This is a genomic window from Luteimicrobium subarcticum (genome assembly GCF_002798015.1).
GTDB classification, from domain to species: Bacteria; Actinomycetota; Actinomycetes; order Actinomycetales; family Cellulomonadaceae; genus Luteimicrobium; species Luteimicrobium subarcticum.
In genome coordinates this window covers 106660-126077 of sequence record NZ_PGTZ01000012.1, presented here as the reverse complement: position 1 = coordinate 126077, position 19418 = coordinate 106660, and the positions used below count along the sequence as shown (strand labels likewise).

Annotated in this window: 17 protein-coding genes; 12 read left to right on the top strand and 5 right to left on the bottom strand. The window is 75.2% G+C overall.

All coding sequences use genetic code 11. The features are described 5' to 3' along the window. Nucleotides 1-87: 87 nt before the first annotated feature. From CLV34_RS15085 to CLV34_RS16490, 7 genes are all read left to right on the top strand, one after another. Nucleotides 88-1011 carry an NADP-dependent oxidoreductase gene (locus CLV34_RS15085; protein ID WP_100351138.1) on the top strand — a complete coding sequence of 308 codons (924 nt, stop codon included), beginning with the start codon at nt 88-90 and terminating at the stop codon, nt 1009-1011. 120 nt (nt 1012-1131) lie between these two features. Continuing rightward, nucleotides 1132-2019, top strand: a complete 888-nt coding sequence (locus CLV34_RS15080; RefSeq protein WP_100351137.1) for an ABC transporter ATP-binding protein — start codon at nt 1132-1134, stop codon at nt 2017-2019. 63 nt (nt 2020-2082) lie between these two features. Further along, the gene (locus CLV34_RS15075) at nt 2083-3075 is read left to right on the top strand and encodes an ABC transporter substrate-binding protein (protein WP_100351136.1); all 993 of its coding nucleotides are present in this window, start codon (nt 2083-2085) and stop codon (nt 3073-3075) included. 49 nt (nt 3076-3124) lie between these two features. Next, nucleotides 3125-5254: an iron ABC transporter permease gene (locus CLV34_RS15070; protein ID WP_100351135.1), complete on the top strand. Its 2130-nt coding sequence runs from the start codon at nt 3125-3127 to the stop codon at nt 5252-5254. Between the two features lie 105 nt (nt 5255-5359). Next, the gene (locus CLV34_RS15065; RefSeq protein WP_100351134.1) at nt 5360-6349 is read left to right on the top strand and encodes a siderophore-interacting protein; all 990 of its coding nucleotides are present in this window, start codon (nt 5360-5362) and stop codon (nt 6347-6349) included. Nucleotides 6350-6401: 52 nt separating this feature from the next. Continuing rightward, nucleotides 6402-7589 (top strand): RtcB family protein, encoded by a 1188-nt coding sequence (locus tag CLV34_RS15060; protein ID WP_100351133.1) that lies wholly within the window; start codon nt 6402-6404, stop codon nt 7587-7589. 149 nt (nt 7590-7738) lie between these two features. Next, complete coding sequence (locus tag CLV34_RS16490) at nt 7739-7879, top strand: hypothetical protein (protein ID WP_157803877.1); 141 nt, start codon at nt 7739-7741, stop codon at nt 7877-7879. Nucleotides 7880-7915: 36 nt separating this feature from the next. On the opposite strand, the gene CLV34_RS15055 is transcribed toward CLV34_RS16490, so the two are convergent. Together CLV34_RS15055 and CLV34_RS15050 are read right to left on the bottom strand one after the other, a co-directional pair. Next, nucleotides 7916-8572 (bottom strand): YbaK/EbsC family protein, encoded by a 657-nt coding sequence (locus CLV34_RS15055; RefSeq protein WP_100351132.1) that lies wholly within the window; start codon nt 8570-8572, stop codon nt 7916-7918. Nucleotides 8573-8577: 5 nt separating this feature from the next. Continuing rightward, a complete protein-coding gene (locus tag CLV34_RS15050; protein ID WP_100351131.1) occupies nt 8578-9129 on the bottom strand; it encodes a YbhB/YbcL family Raf kinase inhibitor-like protein in 552 nt (183 codons plus the stop codon). Between the two features lie 140 nt (nt 9130-9269). Between CLV34_RS15050 and CLV34_RS15045 the strand changes: the two genes are divergently transcribed. The 3 genes from CLV34_RS15045 to CLV34_RS15035 are packed head-to-tail and all read left to right on the top strand — an operon-like array spanning nt 9270 to nt 15326. Beyond that, nucleotides 9270-10148, top strand: a complete 879-nt coding sequence (locus tag CLV34_RS15045; protein WP_100351130.1) for a hypothetical protein — start codon at nt 9270-9272, stop codon at nt 10146-10148. Then, a complete protein-coding gene (locus CLV34_RS15040; protein ID WP_100351129.1) occupies nt 10148-11800 on the top strand; it encodes a Y-family DNA polymerase in 1653 nt (550 codons plus the stop codon). The genes CLV34_RS15045 and CLV34_RS15040 overlap by 1 nt, the downstream gene beginning before the upstream one ends. Further along, entirely contained in the window at nt 11793-15326 is a 3534-nt protein-coding gene (locus CLV34_RS15035) for an error-prone DNA polymerase (protein ID WP_100351128.1), read from the top strand. The genes CLV34_RS15040 and CLV34_RS15035 overlap by 8 nt, the downstream gene beginning before the upstream one ends. 29 nt (nt 15327-15355) lie before the next feature. On the opposite strand, the gene CLV34_RS15030 is transcribed toward CLV34_RS15035, so the two are convergent. Both CLV34_RS15030 and CLV34_RS15025 read right to left on the bottom strand, forming a co-directional pair. Next, nucleotides 15356-15703 carry a hypothetical protein gene (locus CLV34_RS15030; RefSeq protein WP_100351127.1) on the bottom strand — a complete coding sequence of 116 codons (348 nt, stop codon included), beginning with the start codon at nt 15701-15703 and terminating at the stop codon, nt 15356-15358. Between the two features lie 48 nt (nt 15704-15751). Then, complete coding sequence (locus CLV34_RS15025; RefSeq protein WP_281255208.1) at nt 15752-16561, bottom strand: metal-dependent hydrolase; 810 nt, start codon at nt 16559-16561, stop codon at nt 15752-15754. Between the two features lie 182 nt (nt 16562-16743). Between CLV34_RS15025 and CLV34_RS15020 the strand changes: the two genes are divergently transcribed. Continuing rightward, on the top strand, nt 16744-17619 hold the full coding sequence (locus tag CLV34_RS15020) for a hypothetical protein (protein WP_100351125.1): 876 nt from the start codon (nt 16744-16746) through the stop codon (nt 17617-17619). 64 nt (nt 17620-17683) lie between these two features. Next, nucleotides 17684-18382 carry a DUF1684 domain-containing protein gene (locus tag CLV34_RS15015; RefSeq protein WP_100351124.1) on the top strand — a complete coding sequence of 233 codons (699 nt, stop codon included), beginning with the start codon at nt 17684-17686 and terminating at the stop codon, nt 18380-18382. An 8-nt stretch (nt 18383-18390) separates the two neighbouring features. On the opposite strand, the gene CLV34_RS15010 is transcribed toward CLV34_RS15015, so the two are convergent. Next, nucleotides 18391-19359, bottom strand: coding sequence for a hypothetical protein (locus CLV34_RS15010; RefSeq protein ID WP_100351123.1), 969 nt, complete (start codon nt 19357-19359; stop codon nt 18391-18393). Between the last annotated feature and the right edge of the window lie 59 nt (nt 19360-19418).

Here is a 19418-nt window from a genome sequence, read left to right as displayed (position 1 = left end):
GATCGGGACACAAGGGCCCGGATGTGCACAAGACGTCCGCAAGACCGCTGTGGGAAGGAGAGCGTGCCCTGCGGCGTTGCGGGAGGTATGCGAGCCATCACCTACGACCGCTACGGCGGCGCCGACGTCCTGCAGCTCTCCGACCTGCCCGTCCCGAAGGTGGGGCCGGACTCCGTCCTCGTCCGTGTCCGGGCGGCGAGCGTGAACCCGGTCGACTGGAAGGTGCGGCAGGGCTACCTCGACCAGGTCCTCGACGTGGACTTCCCGGCCGTGCCCGGCTGGGACGTCGCGGGTGTCGTGGAGCGAGTCGGGCTCGACACGCCGGAGCTCTCGGTCGGCGACGAGGTGTACGGGTACGTGCGCAAGGACTGGCTGCAGGGCGGGACGTTCGCGGAGTTCGTCGCTGCGCCGGTCCGCACCTTGGCGCGCAAGCCCGCGTCGCTGTCGTTCGAGGAGGCGGCCGCGCTGCCGCTGACGGGCCTGACCGCTTACCAGACGATCGAGCGCTCGGGGCTGGCTGCGGGGCAGACGGTGCTCGTGCACGCGGCGTCGGGCGGCGTGGGGTCGGCGGCGGTGCAGATCGCGGCGGCCCGGGGCGCCCGGGTGATCGGGACCGCCTCGGAGCGCAACCACGACTTCGTGCGAGAGCTCGGCGCCGAGCCGGTCGCGTACGGTGACGGGCTCGCCGACCGGGTGCGCGCGCTCGCGCCCGACGGCGTGGACGTCGTCCTCGACTACGTGGGCGGCGACGCTGTCGCGACGGCGCCGCAGGTGCTGCGCCCGGGCGGCACGGTCGTGTCGATCGTGGACGCGGCCGCCCGTGACGAGCTGGGTGGCGTCTACGCGTGGGTCCGGCCGTCGTCGGCCGACCTGGACGCGCTGACGCGGCTCGTCGAGGACGGCGCGCTGCGCGTGCACGTCGACCAGGTGTTCGACCTCGCGGACGCTGCTGACGCGCACCGCGCGAGCGAGTCCGGGCACGTGCGCGGCAAGGTGGTCGTCCGGGTCTGAACGACCTCACGCGCACTGCCACGGACGTCCGCCCGGGTGGTGCGCGTGAGATGCCTCACACCAGTTTTGCATCACAAGACTCTTGCGTAATTTGGGGAAGGTCAGGTTAGCCTCACCTTTGTGAGTTCCGACCTGCCTGCAGCGCCGTCCCTCGTGGGCGCCGACCTGACCCTCGCCTACGACGGCCGCACCGTCGTGCACGGCGCCGACCTCGTCCTGCGCGCGGGCGAGGTCACGGCTCTCGTCGGGCCGAACGGCTCGGGCAAGTCGACGCTGCTGCGCGCACTCGCGCGCCTCCACGCGCCGCGCTCCGGTTCTGTCGCGCTGCACGCGCACGCGGGCACGCACCCCGACGGATCAGCTCCCGAGGCGCTCGCTGAGCCCACCGACGCCCTCGCGCTGCACCCCAAGGAGTTCGCGCGCCGCGTCACCCTGCTCACCCAGTCCCGACCCACGCCGGGCGGCGTGAGCGTGCGCGACGTGGTCACCTACGGACGCCACCCGTACCGCGGCCGGTTCGGCGGCGGCGACGTCGACGGGCCGGTCGTCGTCGAGCGCGCCATGGCGCGCACCGGCGTGGCCGACATGGCCGACCGGCCCGTCGACGAGCTCTCCGGCGGCGAGCTGCAACGCGTGTGGCTCGCCACCTGCCTCGCGCAGGACACGGGCGTCGTCCTGCTCGACGAGCCCACCACGTACCTCGACCTGCGCTATCAGGTCGAGGTCCTCGACCTCGTACGCGACCTCGCGGACGACCACGGGGTCGCCGTCGGCGTCGTGCTGCACGACCTCGACCAGGCCGCCGCGGTCGCCGACCGCGTCGTCCTGCTGCACCACGGCGTCGTGCGGGCCGACGGCCCGCCCGCCGAGGCGTTCACCGCCGACCTGCTCAGCGACGTGTACGGGCTGCGCGTCGACGTGAACGTCGACGACGCGGGCCACGTCCGCACCCGGCCGGTGGGCCGGCACACGACCCGGCGGCGCGCGGAGGCGTCCGTCCCGGTCTAGGCGCCACCGCCTCTGCCCTCTGCATCGCTCGGCGCGCCCCCGCGCCACGACCGAAGGACACCCATGCGATCCCGACTCCTCGCGCTCGGCGCGACCCTCACCGCGGCGGCCTCGGCGTTCGCGCTCGCCGGCTGCGGCACCACCGAGGACCCGGCCGACGCGCAGACCGCCGCCGCGTCCTCCGGTCCGGTCTCGATCACCGACGAGCGGGGGACGGTCCAGCTCGACCACCCCGCGACGAAGATCGTCTCGCTCGAGTGGGGCCTCACCGAGAACCTCGTGGCGCTGGGCGTCAAGCCCGTCGGCGAGGCCGACGTCAAGGGCTACAACACCTGGGACACGGTGGCCCCGATCGACGCCTCGACGCCCGACGTGGGCCAGCGCGGCGAGCCGAGCCTCGACGCGATCGTGGCGCTCGACCCCGACCTCGTCGTGACGACCACGGACCTGCCGGAGAACGTCCTCAAGCAGATCGCGAAGAAGGTGCCGGTCCTGGCGCTGCGCGGCTCCGACGCGTCCGACCCGATCGGCTACATGCGCAAGACCGTCGACACGCTCGCCGAGGCCACGGGCACCCAGGCGAAGGCGAAGGAGGTCCTCGCGACCTACGACGCCAAGATCGCCGACGCGAAGGCGAGGCTCGCGGCGGCCGGCAAGGACGGCGCGCCCTTCACCATGTCCGACGGCTGGGTCGAGAACGGCACCGTGTCCGTCCGCATGTACACGCCGGGCTCCTTCTTCGGCGGCGTCGCCGCCGACCTCGGCCTGCAGAACCAGTGGACCGAGGGCGGCGACAAGGACTACGGCCTCGCGCAGACCGACGTCGAGGGCCTGACCACGATCACGGACGCGGACAGCACGTTCGTGTACGCGGCGAGCGACGACGACGGCGGCGACCCGTTCGTCGATCCCGTCAAGGACAACAAGGTCTGGCAGGGCCTGCCGTTCGTGAAGGCCGGCAACGTGAAGCGCATCCCCGACGGCATCTGGATGTTCGGTGGCCCGCTGGCCGCCGAGGCCTACGCCGACGCGCTCGTCAGCGCCCTGACGGACTGACCGTCCCGCCCTCCTGGCACGACCGACCCGCTACACGACGGACGGACCGATGACCCTGCTCGACACCCCGGGACCCGCCTCCACGCAGGAGGCGGGTCCCGCCGCGCGCACCGGGCGGCTCGGCGTGGTGGGCGTGTTCGTCCTCGCGCTCGTCGTGCTGGGCGTGCTCAGCCTCTGGCACCTCACCCAGGGCACGGCCCGGATCGGCGTCGGCGAGCTGCTGCACGCCCTCGCGCCCGGGGGCACGTCCGACGACGCGCGCGAGCAGGCCGTCGCGGTGCTCGTGTCGAGCCGCGTCCCCCGGCTCCTGGCGGCGCTGCTCGTCGGCGTCGCCCTCGGTGCCGCGGGGACGGTCCTGCAGTCCGTGGCGCGCAACCCGCTCGCGTCGCCCGACACCCTCGCGGTCAACGCGGGGGCGTACGTGGCCGTCGTCGCCGTGGCCGCGTACGGCATCACGCTGCCGTTCTACGCGAGCGGGATCGTCGCGTTCACCGGTGGCCTCGCCGCCGCCGGCCTCGTGCTGCTCGTCGCCCGCGGCGGGGCGTCCGGCCCGACCCGGCTCGTGCTCGCAGGATCCGCCGTGGCCCTCGCCCTGGACGCCCTCACGTCCGTGCTGCTCATGCTCCACCAGGCCGAGACTGCCGGGCTGTTCGCGTGGGGGAGCGGCACGACCGTCCAGTCCGGCACCCGCCAGGTCAGCCTCGCCGCGCCCCTGGTCGTCGTCGGGCTCGCCGGGGTGCTGCTGCTCGCGCACCGCCTGGACGTCCTCGGCCTCGGGGACGACACCGCGCGCGTCCTCGGCGTCGACGTGCGCCGGACGCGCGTCGTCGCCGTCGTCCTCGCGGTGCTGCTCGCCGCGACTGCCGTCACGGTCTGCGGACCGATCGGTTTCGTGGGCCTGTGCGCCCCCGTGCTCGCCCGCCTCGTGGCGTCCAGGGTGCCCGGGCTGGGTCGGCACCTGCTCCTCGTGCCGTTCGCGGCGGTCGTGGGCGCGCTGGTCGTCGTCGGTGCCGACGTGCTGCTGCGGCTCGTCGTCCCGCCCGCCGTCGCCATCTCGGTCCCCACGGGCATCGTGACGTCGCTCGCCGGCGCGATCGTGCTCGTCCACCTGGCGCGCCGGCTGCGCGACAGCGGCCCCTCCGGTGCGGGCGAGCGCGGGGTGCACGGCGTGCTGCGCTCGCGGCGCTGGGCCGTCGGGGTCGGCGTCGTGCTCGTCGTCGCTCTCGTCGTCGCCCTCGTCGCCGGGCTGCTCCTGGGCGACCGCGTCGTCCTGCTCGGCGACGTCGCGAACTGGTGGCGCGGGCAGGCGGGCGGTCTCGTGTCGTTCGTCCTCGACCAGCGCTGGCCCCGCGTGCTCGCCGCGCTGCTCGGCGGTGCCGCGCTCGCCCTCGCCGGCTCGGTCGTGCAGGCCGTGTGCCGCAACCCGCTCGCCGAGCCCGGCCTGCTGGGGGTGACCCCGGGCGCGAGCCTCGGCGCGGTCCTCGTCGTGATGCTCGTGCCCGGTGTGGGGATCTGGCCCGTGATGGGCGCGGCGACCGTCGCCGCGCTCGGCACGTTCGCCCTCGTGTACCGGCTCTCGGCCGGGCGGCGCGGCGCCCGCGGGGTGTCGTCCGACCGGCTCGTCCTCGTCGGCATCGGGGTGAGCGCCGCGGCCGCCGCGCTCACGACGCTCGTCGTCGTGGTGGTCTCGCCGTGGGACACGAGCACGGCCCTGAGCTGGCTCGCCGGTTCGACCTACGGCCGCACGCTGGACCAGGTCGTGCCGGTGGCGCTGTGCCTGCTCGTCGCGCTTCCGGTCGTGCTGGGGTCCGCCCGCACGCTCGACCTCGTCGCGCTCGACGAGGACGTGCCGCGCGTCCTGGGCGTCGGGCTCGACCGCGCGCGACTCGGCTTCCTGGCGCTCGCGGCCGTGCTCACCGCCGCGGCGGCGTGCGCCGTGGGCGCGCTCGGGTTCGTCGGTCTCGTGGCGCCGCACGCGGCGCGCGCTCTCGTCGGCGCCAGGGCGTCGCGCTCGGTGCCCGTCGCCGTCGGCATCGGCGCCGTCCTCGTGAGCGTCGCCGACACCGTGGGACGCACGGTGATCGCCCCGTCCCAGATCGCCACGGGCCTGGTCACCGCACTGATCGGCGCGCCCTACTTCGTGTGGCTCCTGTGGCGCACGCAGCGCGCGTCCGCGTGAGCGTGTGGGACTCGCCACACCGCTGTCCTGCGGATTTCGCGCCGACGGGCTTGCGTATTGCCCGGCCGGGCAGGTTAGGCTCACCTACATGAGCGAGGAGCAGCGATGAGCGCCGGCACCGTCGAGCGGCTCGACACCGTCGAGACCGCAGCGCCCGCCGACCCGTGGCGCCTCTACGACGTGCAGGTCGCGCGGACCGAGCAGCTGAGCCCCACGTTCGTCCGCGTCACGTTCACCGGCGAGGGCCTCGAGGACTTCGACGCCGGCGGTCTCGACCAGCGCGTCAAGCTCGTCCTGCCCGCCACCGAGGGCGGCTACGACCACCTGCCCCGCAGCACCGACTGGTACACCCGGTGGCGGGCCCTGCCCGACGAGCGGCGCTGCACCCTGCGCACCTACACCGTGCGGGCCGTGCGCCGCGGCATCCCCGGCGTGGCCGCCGAGGTCGACATCGACTTCGCCCTGCACGGTGAGAGCGGCCCCGCGTCCCGCTGGGCGCTCGCGGCGCGCCCCGGCGACCGCGTCGTGCTGTGGGGGCCCGACGCCCGCCACGGCGGCCCCTATGGCGGCATCGAGTTCGCGCCCGGTCCGGGCGCCCACAGCTTCCTCGTGGTCGGCGACGAGACGGCCGTCCCCGCGGTGTCCGTCATCCTCGCGGAGCTCGCCGACTGGGCCGTCGCCGGCGAGATCGTGTGCGGCGAGGTCCTGCTCGAGGTGCCCTGCGCCGACGACGTCCTCGACCTCGTCGTCCCCCCGAACGTCACGCTGACCTGGGTGGTCCGCGACGGCACCCCGCACGGCGACCGGCTCGTCCCGCTCGTGCACGCGGCCGCCGACCGGCTGCTGGGCTGCTGCAGCATCCCCGGCACGGCGCAGGAGCTGCCCGACGTCGACATCGACGCCGAGACCCTGTGGGAGGTTCCGGTCGACGAGGCAGGCGTCCCGCTCGCCTCGCAGGCGCCGCTGTACGCCTGGCTCGCGGGGGAGGCCGCGGTCATCCGCTCGCTGCGCCGCCACCTCGTGTCCGAGCGGGGCGTCGACCGCAAGTCCGTCGCGTTCATGGGGTACTGGCGCGAGGGTCGTCCGGAGAACTGACCTGGGGAAACGTCGTGCACGACCCGGCGGGGTCGTGCCAGGATCTCGCCTCATGTCTGCACAGCACCTCACCAAGCACCTGGTCAGCTGGGCGTCGATCCTCGAGCCCGTGACCCGCGAGCAGGCGGAGCGGACCGCCACCATGCCGTTCGTCTACCCGCACGTGGCCCTCATGCCCGACGCGCACCTCGGCCTGGGTGCCACGGTCGGCTCCGTGATCCCGACGCTCCGCGCGATCATCCCCGCGGCCGTCGGCGTCGACATCGGCTGCGGCATGATCGCCGTCCGCACGCAGTGGACGGCCGACGAGGTCCGCGCCGGGCGCGGCGACAGCACGCTGACCGCCCTGCGTCAGGCGATCGAGCGTGCCGTCCCGCTGTCCGCCGGCGCGTACAACAGGAAGGTCGTCGCGACGGCCGCGCCGCGCGTCGCCGAGCTCGAGGAGGCCGCCGCGCGGACCGGGTTCGACCCCGACTCCGTCGCCGGGCGCTGGCGGCTCCAGCTCGGGTCGCTCGGCTCCGGGAACCACTTCATCGAGGTCACGGCCGACGAGCAGGACCGCGTCTGGCTCTTCCTGCACTCGGGCTCGCGCGGGGTCGGGAACCGGATCGCGCAGAGGCACATCAAGGTCGCGGCCGAGCTCTGCGAGAAGTGGTGGGTCCCGCTGCCGCACCGCGACCTGGCGTACCTCGTCCAGGACACGCCGGAGTTCTGGGCGTACATCACCCAGCTCCGCTGGGCCCAGGAGTTCGCACGGCTCAACCGTGAGGAGATGATGGACCGGGTGGTCCGCCAGCTCGCCGAGCACATGGGCGACGACGTCGTCGAGGCGGAGCGGGTCAACTGCCACCACAACTTCACCGAGCAGGAGCACCACTTCGGCAAGGACGTGTGGGTGTCGCGCAAGGGAGCCATCCGGGCCCGCGAGGGCGAGCCCGGTCTGATCCCTGGCTCGATGGGCACGGCGTCCTACGTCGTGACCGGTCTCGGGAACCCGGTGTCGCTGTGCTCCAGCCCGCACGGAGCGGGGCGCGCCTACTCGCGCTCGGCGGCCCGCCGGACGTTCACGCAGGACGACCTGCGTGCGGCGATGGCAGGCATCGAGTACCGCGACACGGACGCGTTCGTCGACGAGATCCCCGCCGCGTACAAGGACATCGACCAGGTCATGGCGGACTCCGCGGACCTCGTCGAGGTCCGGCACGTCCTGCGCCAGCTCGTCAACGTCAAGGGCGACTGAGGTGCCACGGTCTCGGTCGACCGCCCAGGATCGGGCGATCGACCGAGGCCCCGGCCCCCACCTCAGGGGCACCGTCGTATCAGGCCCGCACCCGGGCGGCTCCCGACAAAGGGAGACGCGCGCAGGGCACGACGACGAGAGGGGGAGTCATGAGCGAGATGTTCGGTCCCGGCTTCGACGCCGAGATCGCCTACCGTCAGGACCAGGCGCGGCACTCGTTCGAGGCGGCACGGTCCGCTCGCGAGCGTCGGCACTGGTTCCACCGCCGGCACCCGCACGACGCCGACTGAGCAGTCCCGGACCCTGCCGTGGGCGCCTGTCGGGCGTCAGGCGCGACGCCCGTCCTGACGCAGGGCGAGCCCGTCCGTGACCTCGACGCCCGGCAGGGTCCGCAGCAGCGCCCCGGCGAGCACCAGCTTCGAGCGGCGCACGCCCGACCCGACGCACGCCACCGACCCGGCCGCCACGACGTCCGGGTCGACCAGCACGCGCCACCCGTCCGGCAGCCCGATCGGGGTGATCCCGCCGTACTCCATGCGCGACTCGGCGACGGCCCGATCCATCGGGAGGAACGACGCCTTACGGACGTCGAGCAGCGCCTTCACGGTCCCGTTGACGTCCGCACGGGCGGTGGCGCGGACCAGTGCGGCCGCGTGCCGCTCCTCGCCGGCGCGGCGTCCGGAGACGAGCACGCAGTTCGCGGACAAGTCCGTCGGGATGTCGTAGGTGCGGGACATGACGTCCGTGTCCGCTGCGTCCGGGTCGATCTCGGCGACCACGACGTGCGTCGCGACCGCGGGGACGGCGTCCGCCCACCGGGCGAGCGCGGCCGCGACCGGCCGTGCGAGAAGGTCGGGCCGGTCGAGCGCGGGCACCCAGGTCAGGGTCCCGACCTGCAGGTCGTCCGGGGCGGGGAGCGCCGCGGCGCCCGCCTGGCAGGGGGCTCCGGCCGCGGCGGGTGCGCTCGTGTCCGGCGCGCTCATGCCGCTCAGCTCTCGGCCGGGCGCGCGTACGTGCCGGTCAGGGTCGCGCGCGCGAGCGTGTGGAACACCGCGTTGAACGCGACGGCCGTCGGGCTCGCGCTCTCGTCGACGGGCAGGTGGTCGACGTCGAGGGCGTGCACCGCGTACACGTAGCGGTGAGGGCGGTCGCCCGGGGGCGGACCGGCGCCCTCGTAGCCCGTCGTGCCGCCGTCCCCGGTGACCTGGAACGAGCCGTCCGGCAGGTCCGGGTCGGTGGGGCCGGTCGTCGTCGCGGCGCCCGTGGCGAGCCCGGTCACCGTGGCCGGGACGTCGACGAGCGTCCAGTGCCAGTAGCCCGACGGGGTCGGCGCGTCCGGGTCGTAGCAGCTCACCACGAACGACCGGGTGCCGTCCGGGAAGCCCGACCACGCGAGCTGGGGGGACAGGTTCTCGCCGTCCATGGTGAAGCGCGGGTCGATCGGGGCGCCGTCCGTGAGGTCCGTGCTGGTCAGGGTGAACGACCCGACCTCCGGGAGCATCGAGTACGGGTCGGGCGGGACGGGTCGGGTGAGGTCCATCTGCCCATTGTGGGTCGCGACCGGGTCCTTGCACAGGCAGGCGGTGCCGAGTTGACGCGTGTCGGTGGCGCAGCGTTGACTAGAGGGGTGTTCGAACAGATGTTCGAACAGAAGCTGGCACGGCACGACCGGGAGGCGCCATGACCGTCGTCGACCGGGTTGCCGTCGACCGGGCCGAGCTCGCGCGCGCGGCCCTCGCGCACGCCGAGCTGCGCACCGGGGTGCGGACGTCCGCGTCGGCTGCCATGTCCGCTGTCACGTCGGCTGCGGCGCCCGCTGTGGCGTCTGATGTGACGCCTGCTGCGACGTCGGGGCGCGCGTCGGACGACCCGGCCGGCGAGGCGTGGGGAGGGGCCGCCGCGGGGGCGTCCGTGCACGGCCCGGACCTGCGGGTCGCCGACGAGGTGCGTCACCTGCTGCCCGGCGGCGTGCTGCGCCGCGGACGCACGGTCACGGTCACCGGGTCGCGCGCGCTGCTCCTCGCGCTCGTCGCGGCCGCCTCGGACGACGGCGCGTGGGTCGCCGCGGTCGGCCTCCCGGAGCTCGGGCTCGTCGCCGCGGCCGAGGCCGGCGTCGTGCTGGAGCGGCTCGCGCTCGTCCCCGACCCCGGCATCGACGCTCCTGCCGCCGTGGCGGCGCTGCTCGACGGGGTGGACGTGGTGCTCGTCGGCGCCCGCACGGCACTGACCGACGCCGACCGTCGGCGCCTGCTGGCCCGTGCGCGCGAGCGCGGGACCGTCCTCGTCACCACGACGCCGTGGTCGGGGGCGCACGTGGTGCTCGACGCGACGGCCGCCGGGTGGTCCGGGGCGTCGGCCGGGGCCGGGTGGCTGCGCGAGCAGCGCCTCGACGTCGAGCGGACGGGGCGCGGCGGCACCACGGCGGGACGGTTCGAGGTCGTGCTGCCGCTCGGGGCGCGCGGCACGGCGGCCTGGGCGGCGCCGGTCCGTCCGGACGCGCAGGTGCCGACCGCCCGGCCCGCCCCGGCAGCACGGCCCGACCTGCGGGTGGTGGTCTGATGCGCACCGGTGTGGTCTGGGTGCCCGACTGGCCCGTCCTCGCCGCGCTCACCGTCGCCGGTCTCGGCGTCGACGTGCCGGCCGCGGTCCACGACGGGCACGGCGTCCTCGCCGCCTCCGCGGTGGCGCGCGCCCACGGGGTGCGGCGCGGGATGCGGCGTCGGCAGGCGCAGCAGGCCTGCCCCGAGGTCGTGCTGCTCGCCGCCGACGACGTGCGCGACGTGCGCGAGTTCGAGCCCGTGGCGTCCGCCGCCGAGAGCGTGGTCGCCGGGCTGGAGGTCGCCCGCCCCGGGCTGCTCCTGCTGCCCGCCGACGGCCCCGCCCGGTTCCACGGGTCGGAGGCCGCGCTCGCCGAGGCGCTCGCGGGGGCGGTCGCGCACCGCACCGGCCACGAGTGCCACGTCGGGATCGCCGACGGCGTCCTCGCGGCCGTCCTCGCCGCGCGCGAGGAGCACGTCGTCCCACCGGGCAGGTCGCGCGAGTTCTGCGACCCCCGCCCGCTCGGCGACCTGCTGCACGCCGTGACCGTCCCCGGCGCGGCGGGTGACGTCGCAGACCTCGTCGGGCTCTGGGGTCGGCTCGGGCTGCGCACCTTCGCAGACTTGCGCGCCCTGCCCGCCGCGGACGTCGCGACCCGGTTCGGCGACGTCGGCGCCTGGGCGCACCGGCTCGCCCGCGGGGAAGACCTGCGGCCTCCGGCGCGCCGCCGCATCGAGCCCGACCTCGCGGTCGCACGCGACCTGGACCCTCCGGCCGAACGCGTCGACACCGCGGCGTTCGTCGCGCGCGCGCTCGCCGAGGAGCTCTACGGGATGCTCGTCGCCCGGACGGTGACGTGCGGGCGGCTCCGGATAGCCGCCGTCGCGCAGCACCCGGTCGACGGCACCCGCACCGAGCTCGTGCGCACGTGGCGCTGCGACGACGAGGCGCTCGGCGGGCTGTCCGCGTCCCGGCTGACCGACCGGGTGCGCTGGCAGCTCGAAGGATGGCTGACGGCGTCGGCCGTCCGGCAGCGGCCCGGCCGCCGAGCCGGGGGCCCGCGGGGGGACGACCCGGCCGGGCGGCCGGCCCCGATCGTCCGGATCGAGCTCACCGCCGAGGACGTCGTCCGTGCCGGGACCCACCAGGGCGGCCTGTGGGGTGCGTCGTCAGGACAGGAGGCGCGGGCGCGGCGCGCGCTCGAGAGGGTCCAGGGTCTCCTCGGCGGCGAGCAGGTGCTGGGCGTGCGGCTCCAGGGCGGCCGGGACGCGCGCGACCGCGTCCAGGTCGCGCCGTGGGGCGACGCCGCACCACCCGCGCGCCCCGCGGACCGCCCGTGGCCCGGGTCCCTGCCCGAGCCGTCGCCCGCGAACGTCCTCGCCCGGCCGGTCGCGGTGGGGCTGCTCGACCCGCGCGGGGAGCCGGTCACGCTCGACGACGCCGGACGGCTCGTCGTGCCGCCCGGGCGGCTCGTGCCCGAGACTCCCGGCGCGACCGGACGCGCCGTGCACCAGTGGGCCGGGCCGTGGACGGTCGACGAGCGCTGGTGGTCGTCCGACGCGCGCGCGGCCGCGTACCTGCAGGTCGTGCTCGACGACGGCCGCGGGGCGCTGCTCGCCGGCACCGGCACCGGCCCGGGCACCGCCTGGCGGCTGGAGGCGCTCTATGACTGAGCAGCCCCGCTACGCCGAGCTGCACGCCCACTCGGCGTACAGCTTCCTCGACGGGGCGAACCAGCCCGCCGAGCTCGTGGGGCAGGCGCACCGGCTCGGGCTCACCGGCCTCGCGCTCACCGATCACGACGGCCTCTACGGCGTGGTCAAGCACGCCCAGGCCGCCAAGGAGGTCGGCCTGCCCACCGTGTTCGGCGCCGAGCTGCACCTGCCGCTCGACGCGCTCGACGGCGGCCTGCTCGACCCGCGCGACCGCGGCGCCCTCGACCCGCCCACCGGGGTGCCCGACCCCCGGTCCACGCACCTGCTCGTCCTCGCGCGCAGCCCGCAGGGTTACCGGAACCTCTCGGCGGCGATCGCCGACGCGCACCTCGACGCCGGGGTCAAGGGCGCCGCGCTCTACCGGCTCGCCGACCTCGCGGACCGCGCCGCCGGGGAGTGGCTCGTGCTCACCGGCTGCCGCAAGGGCGCCGTCCGGTCCGCGCTCACGCGCCGGTGGGCGTCCGGTGCCGGGCGGGCTGGGGGCGCCGGGCAGCGCAGCACCCGCCACAGCCCCCGGCGTGGCACCCGCCCCGGCGTCGTCACCGTCGCCGCCTACGACGAGGCCCGGGCCGAGCTCGGCCGGCTCGTCGACCTGTTCGGGCAGGGGTCGGTGGCCGTCGAGGTGACCCGCACCGGGCACCCCTACGACGACGCGGTCGCGGACGCCCTCGCCGCGCTCGCCGACGACGCCGGCCTCCCGCTCGTCGCGACCGGGGCCGTGCACTACGCGACACCGGGTGACGCGGACCTCGCGGGCGCGCTCGCGGCCGTCCGGGCCCGGTCGTCGCTCGACGACATGGACGGCTGGCTCCCGGCCGGTCGGTCCGCGCACCTGCGGTCCGCCGCCGAGATGCTCGTGCTGCACCGGGATCGTCCGGACGCGGTGGCGACCGCGGCGGCGCTCGCGGACGAGTGCGCGTTCGACCTGCACCTCCTGGCGCCCGACCTGCCGCCGTACCCGGTGCCGGACGGGCACGACGAGGCGTCGTGGCTGCGCGAGCTGGTGCGCGTCGGCGCGCTGGACCGGTACGGTCCGCCGGACGCGGAACGGGTCCCGGGCGCGTACGCGATGCTCGAGCACGAGCTGCGCGTCATCGAGCAGCTCCACTTCCCGGGGTACTTCCTGGTGGTGTTCGACATCGTGACGTTCTGCGCCGAGCAGGGGATCCTCGCGCAGGGCCGCGGGTCGGCCGCGAACTCGGCGGTCTGCTACGCCCTCGGCGTCACCGCGGTGGACGCCGTCCGGCACGGGCTGCTGTTCGAGCGGTTCCTCGCGCCCGAGCGGGACGGGCCGCCGGACATCGACGTGGACATCGAGTCGGGGCGGCGCGAAGAGGTCATCCAGCACGTGTACGCGCGGTTCGGGCGGCGGCACGCGGCGCAGGTCGCGAACGTCATCTCGTACCGGCCGCGCTCCGCGGTGCGGGACGCGGCGCGCGCGCTCGGCTACGACGCGGGCCAGCAGGACGCGTGGAGCAAGAGCATCGAGCGCTGGGGGGACCTGCGGCGCGTCCCCGACGACGCGACGGGCGACACCACCGGCAGCGCCCACAGCGCCCGGGGTGCCCGCGGCCATCACCGCATCGTGGAGCGGCCGTGGGGGAGCCGGGACCGTGCCCCGCGGGTCACGAGCGACGACCTGTCCGGTATCCCGGAGCCGGTGCTGGACCTCGCGGAGCGCATGCTGCGGCTGCCGCGCCACCTCGGCATCCACTCGGGCGGCATGGTGATGTGCGACCGGCCGGTGGTCGAGGTGTGCCCGGTCGAGTGGGCGCGCATGGAGGGGCGCACGGTCCTGCAGTGGGACAAGGAGGACTGCGCCGACGCAGGTCTGGTGAAGTTCGACCTGCTGGGGCTGGGCATGCTCACGGCGCTGCGGATCATGTTCGAGGAGGTCGAGCGGCACACGGGGGAGCGGCTGGCGCTGCACGGTCTGCCGCACGAGGACCCTCTGGTGTACGAGCTGCTGTGCGCGGCCGACACGGTCGGGGTGTTCCAGGTCGAGTCGCGCGCCCAGATGGCGACGCTGCCGCGTCTGCGGCCGCACTGCTTCTACGACATCGTGGTGGAGGTCGCGCTGATCCGGCCGGGGCCGATCCAGGGCCAGTCCGTCCACCCGTACATCGACCGGGCGCGCGGACGGCAGCCGGTGACGTTCCTGCACCCGAGGCTGGAGCGCTCCCTGGGCCGGACCAAGGGCGTCCCGCTGTTCCAGGAGCAGCTCATGCAGATGGCGATCGACGTCGCGGACTTCACCCCGGCGGAGTCGGACCGGCTGCGGCGCGCGATGGGTTCGAAGCGGTCGACCGAGCGCATGGAGGAGCTGCGGGAGCGGCTCATGACGGGCATGGCCCGCAACGGCATCTCGGGTGCCGCGTCCGACGAGATCTTCGACAAGCTGCGGGCGTTCGCGGACTTCGGGTTCCCGGAGTCGCACGCCTACTCGTTCGCGTTCCTCGTGTACGCGAGCTCGTGGATGAAGGTGCACCACCCCGCCGCGTTCTACGCGGGTCTCCTGGCGGCCCAGCCGATGGGGTTCTACTCGCCGCAGTCGCTGGTCGCGGACGCGCGCCGGCACGGTCTCGTGGTGCACCGGGCGGACGTCGCCGTCTCGGACGTGCAGGCGACGACGGAGCCGCGGGACCCCCGAGAACCGGTCGACCCTCACCCTGAGGTCGATGGTGAAGGTCGGGCGTCGGTCGACCTTCGAGCGAAGGTCGAAGGTCCGTCGGACGGCGTGTCGATCCCGGCCGGCTCGCCTCTGGACGCCCGCGACCACGGGTTCGCGGTGCGGCTCGGGCTGGCGGCCGTCCGCGGCGTCGGGGAGAAGGTCGCGCGGGCGCTCGTCGACGAGCGGGTCGCGCACGGCCCGTTCCGGGACCTGCGGGACCTCGCCCGCCGGGTCCGGCTGACGACGGCGCAGCTCGAGGCGCTGGCCACCGCGGGCGCGCTGCGGTGCTTCGGGGTGACGCGCCGGGAGGCGCTGTGGGCGGCGGGCGCGCTCGGGCAGGAGGGCCCGGGCACGCTGCCCGGGGTGAGCGTCGGGGTCGAGGCGCCGACCTTGCCCGGGATGAGCGCGGTCGAGCTCGCGGTCGCGGACGTGTGGGCGACGAGCGTGTCGACCGACACGTACCCGACGCAGTTCGTGCGCGGCGGCCTGGACGCGCAGGGCGTGCTGCGGGTCGCGGACGTCCTGGCGCACGAGCCGGAGCGCCGGGTCGCGGTCGCGGGCGTCGTGACGCACCGGCAGCGACCGTCGACCGCGGCGGGCGTGACGTTCCTGTCCCTCGAGGACGAGACCGGCATCCTCAACGTCATCTGCACGCAGGGCCTGTGGCGACGCTTCCAGAAGGTCGCGCGGACGTCCGCGGCGCTCGTCGTGCGGGGGCGCGTCGAGCGTGCCGACGACGCGACGAACCTGCTCGCGGAGCACCTCGCGCCGCTGTCGCTGCGCGTCCCGTCACGCTCCCGGGACTTCCACTGAGGTTCGCGACCGCAGCGGCTCGCGGTCGGTCACATGCCGAGCAGGAACCAGGGGTCTGCGGCGACTGCCAGGGCGGCGGCCAGCACCACCGCGAGGCCGCTGGCGGCCACCAGCAGGAAGGTCGCGCGCCCTGCGTCGCCGGAACGGACCTGGCGCAGCGCCCGGGAGACGGGGTACGCCACCGCGGCGGCCAGGGCGGTCAGGAAGGCAGCCGGCGCCCATGTCATGTCGATCGAGCCCCCGAGGAGCGCCGTTGCGAGCCACCAGCCGGTGGTCGCCGCCAGGCTCAGTGCCAGCAGCAGGAGCAGGCCCGCGGTGCGGACGGCGGTGCGGCCCCAGGCCGTCGGCAGGGAGCGGCAGCACAGGTCGGCGCTCACGGGTCCACCTCTCGTCAGGACAGCGTTCGACGACGGCACGGTACCGCGTCAGCCGGGGGTGACGGCAGCGACCACCGACGCCCACACCGCGCCCGTGTCGAAGCCCATCTGCTCGAGCAGCGCCCACACCACCCCGAGGAGGGCGTACGCCGACACCGGGACGAGCAGGATCCACTCGCGCACCGAGCCGGCGTCGCCCAGGACGGGGAGTGCCATGTTGCCCCCGGAGCGCCAGATGTCGTTCGGCCCGTTCATGCGGCGCCAGCGGCGCGGCGGCCGAGGCGTCCACGGCCACAGCAGCGGCACCCCGTTCGTCGTGAGCATGTCGCCGAAGACGTGGACGACGCACCCGACGCCGACGGCGAGCGGGAGCCATGCCCACTCGTCGGGCGCGAACAGCGCGACGAAGGCTGCCATGACGAGCGACCCGGTCCAGGGGGCGAAGTGCCGGCCCGGGACGAGCTTGAGCGCCTTGAGCGCGTACGACGCGAGCAGGATCGTCATGAGCCCGGCGCCGAGCTCGATCGTGCCGAACCGGTCGGTGTGCAGCCGCCAGTGCCCGAGCAGCCAGGCGAGGGCCGTCATGAGGGCGATGCCGACGACGGAGTGCGTGCCGTGCCGGTGTCCGCCGGAGATCTTCTCGACGCCCCGGCACACCCAGTGCGACACCGGCGGGAGGGAGTTCGCGATCGTGCCGTCGTGGTGGTCGGCGTCGGGGAGGAGCGCCGCACCCGCGCACACGACCGACCCGGTCACGACCCCCACGTACGAGACGGGGTGCCAGCCGAACGCGAACGGCGCCGTGGCGGTGACCGCCACCCAGGCCGCTGCACCCGAGGCCGCGTGGTGCCCACCCATCATCGTCCGACCACCTGGTCCTCTCCGAGCCGTGTCACTGCGTCGCGCTGCCTCCCGACCTGCGGAAACACGACTGTGTGCCCGATTCGACCATCAGTGCCCGAGCAGCACCAAATCCGTGACTCGTACGTGTTGCGCCGTCGTAACACGGCGGCGACATCCCGCCCGTACGGTCGGTCGACATGACACCTGTCGACTCGCCCGCCGCCCGTCCGGCGCCGCCCGGACCGGTCGGCACCCCGCTGACGCTCGTGGTGCCTGCGGGCACGGACGTGCTCGCGCTCGCCCGGGCGTGGTTCCCGGACGCCGGTTGGGTCGTCCACCCGGCCGAGGCGGCGGCCGCGCGCACGGTGCGCCGGACCGGTGGCGCCCGGTTCCGGGGCGCACCCGTCGACCAGGAGGTCGTGGTGCCGCGGTTCCGGCTGGCCGACGGCGCTGAGGTGGACGGGCCGCTCCCGGCCGGGCCCGGCGTTCCCGCGATCGTCGGGGTGCCGTCGGACGCGTACCGGGTCCCGGCCGACCCCCTGGCGCGGGCGTGGGCGAGCGCGGCGGCACGGCACGTCGGCGGGTCGACCGCCGTCGGCTCGGCACCACCACACCCCGAGGTCTCGGAGGCGTCGCTCGCGCGGCTGGTGCTCTTCGCGCCGAGCCCGGTGGACGCGGAGACCGCCGGCGCGTGGGTGCGCTCGGTGCTGCCGGCCGCCCGGACGCACGCGGAGGACGCCACGAGCACGACGTTCTCGATACGCCACGACCTGGCGTACGACGGCACCATCGTCGTCGAGGCACGGCCGGCGACGGGGCAGATGCCGCCGGCGCTGCGCGCGCTCGACTGGCGCGCGTTCGGCCCGCACACCGTGACGGTCGGGTGGGTCCCCGCCGACCACGACCCGGTGCGCGCGCTCGAGCCGACGGACCTGCTGTGCCTGCGCCGCGCCGCGCCCTGGATCGCGCGGACGATGCAGACGGTGCAGGCTGCGCTGGAAGGAGCCGTCCTCGACGCCGACGGGTTCGTGGTGGACCCCGGCACCCTGTCCCGGCTCGGGCGCGCACGCTGACGGCCGCGCACCGACGGGTCTGCGGGACAGGCGACGGCGGCACGGCGGGCGCAGAATCGGTCGGGTGACCGTCGATGACACCCCAGGCCCCGGGCCCGCTACCGAGAACGGCACCGCGAACGACGCCGGGCCCGGCACTCGGACCGTCCTGGACCTCGCGGACTGGCGCCGCCGGGTCGCTGAGCTCTACGCGGACGTGCGGCGCAGCGCCGACCCGGAGGCGGGGCACGCCCGCTGGCGGGCGGGCCGTGACGCCCTGTTCCGCGAGCACCCGCAGAGCCCGCTCGCCCCGGACGACCTCCTGCGCGAGACGGGCCTGCCGTACGCGGGCTACGACCCGGCGTGGCGGTTCGAGGTCACGCTCGACGCGGCGCCTGCGACCGCCCCGCTGCACCTGTCGACGGGCGCGGACGGTGTGACGTCGTTGCTGCGCGTGGGCCGGGTGCACCTGCCCGCGCCGTTCGACGGCGACCTCGACGTGTGGTGGCTCGCGCAGTACGGCGGCGGGATCTTCCTGCCGCTGCGCGACGGCACGTCCGGCAGGACGTCGTACGGCGGTGGGCGATACCTGCTCGACACGGCCAAGGGCGCGGACCTCGGCACCGGCGGCGTCGCGTCGCGGAGCTCGGGGGAGATGGTCCTCGACCTCAACTTCCTGTACCACCCGTCGTGCCGTTACGACCCGCGGTGGGTGTGCCCGCTCGCTCCGGCGGGCAACCGGACGGACGTGGACGTGCCGGTGGGGGAGCGGCTCGCGCCCTGACGGTCCGCTCAGGCGGAGCGCTGCTCCGACGTCGTCGGCGCGTCGTCCGCGGCGTCGTCCACCGTGCCGTCGTCGTCCACCGTGGCCCGCGGCCCGCCCCCCGGGGACAGCTTGACGGTGAGCTTCACGGCTCGCGCGGACGTCATGCCGGCGGCGTAGAGCGTGGTCCCGAGGGACAGCAGGACGAACCCGAGGATGCGGAACCCCGGAAGCCCGATGAGGACGAGCCCGACGCGGTCGAGCACGAACCCGGGAGTCATGGCGACGGCGGAGAGCGCGCCGGACGCGGTCCACGACCCGACGGTCTCGCGCAGCACGAGACGCTTCTTGCGCCCGGCGTTCCCCACGATCCGGGCGGGCACGGTGACGAACGACGTCAGCATGATCGCGAGGGTCGCGCCGAGCACGGCGAGGAACAGCAGCCCGGAGCCGGTGCGCGGGACCCAGGCGACGGCGACCGCGAGCACCACCCCGACGGCGACGCCGGCGACGACGATCGCGCGCCACGCGGTGTTGGCGCGGCGCGCCGCAGGCCGGATCCAGGGCGGGTCGTTCTCGATCGCGAACGCGAACACGGTGTTGCACCACAGGGCGGCGATGCTGATGACCACCGTGAGCGCGGACAGGGCGAGCATCCCCGGCAGGTGCAGGTCGCGGAACGGCTCGCCGCGCAGGGTGTGCTGCTTGAGGTCCCACATGGCGAGCCACACCCAGGCGGCGGGGAGCAGCTCGATGAACGTGAGCCGCCAGTTGCGGATGAGGAGCCGGATGCCGGCGAGCAGCAGGATCAGCGTGCCGGCGGCCCAGGCGATGGGCGCGAGGTACCGGCGCGACGACCCGAGGCGCAGCGCGGCGGCCTCGACGGTCGACGGCTCGGCGAACGCGACGTCGCGCGCGAGGGAGACGGTCGAGCGCACCCGCAGGGCGAGGCGCTCGGAGAGCGAGCCGGGGGACGGCTCGACGGGTGGACTGCTCACGCCCGCACCGTACCTGGCGGGAGGGGTGTCGTCGTGCCGTCCGGCGGGTGTCGCAGCGG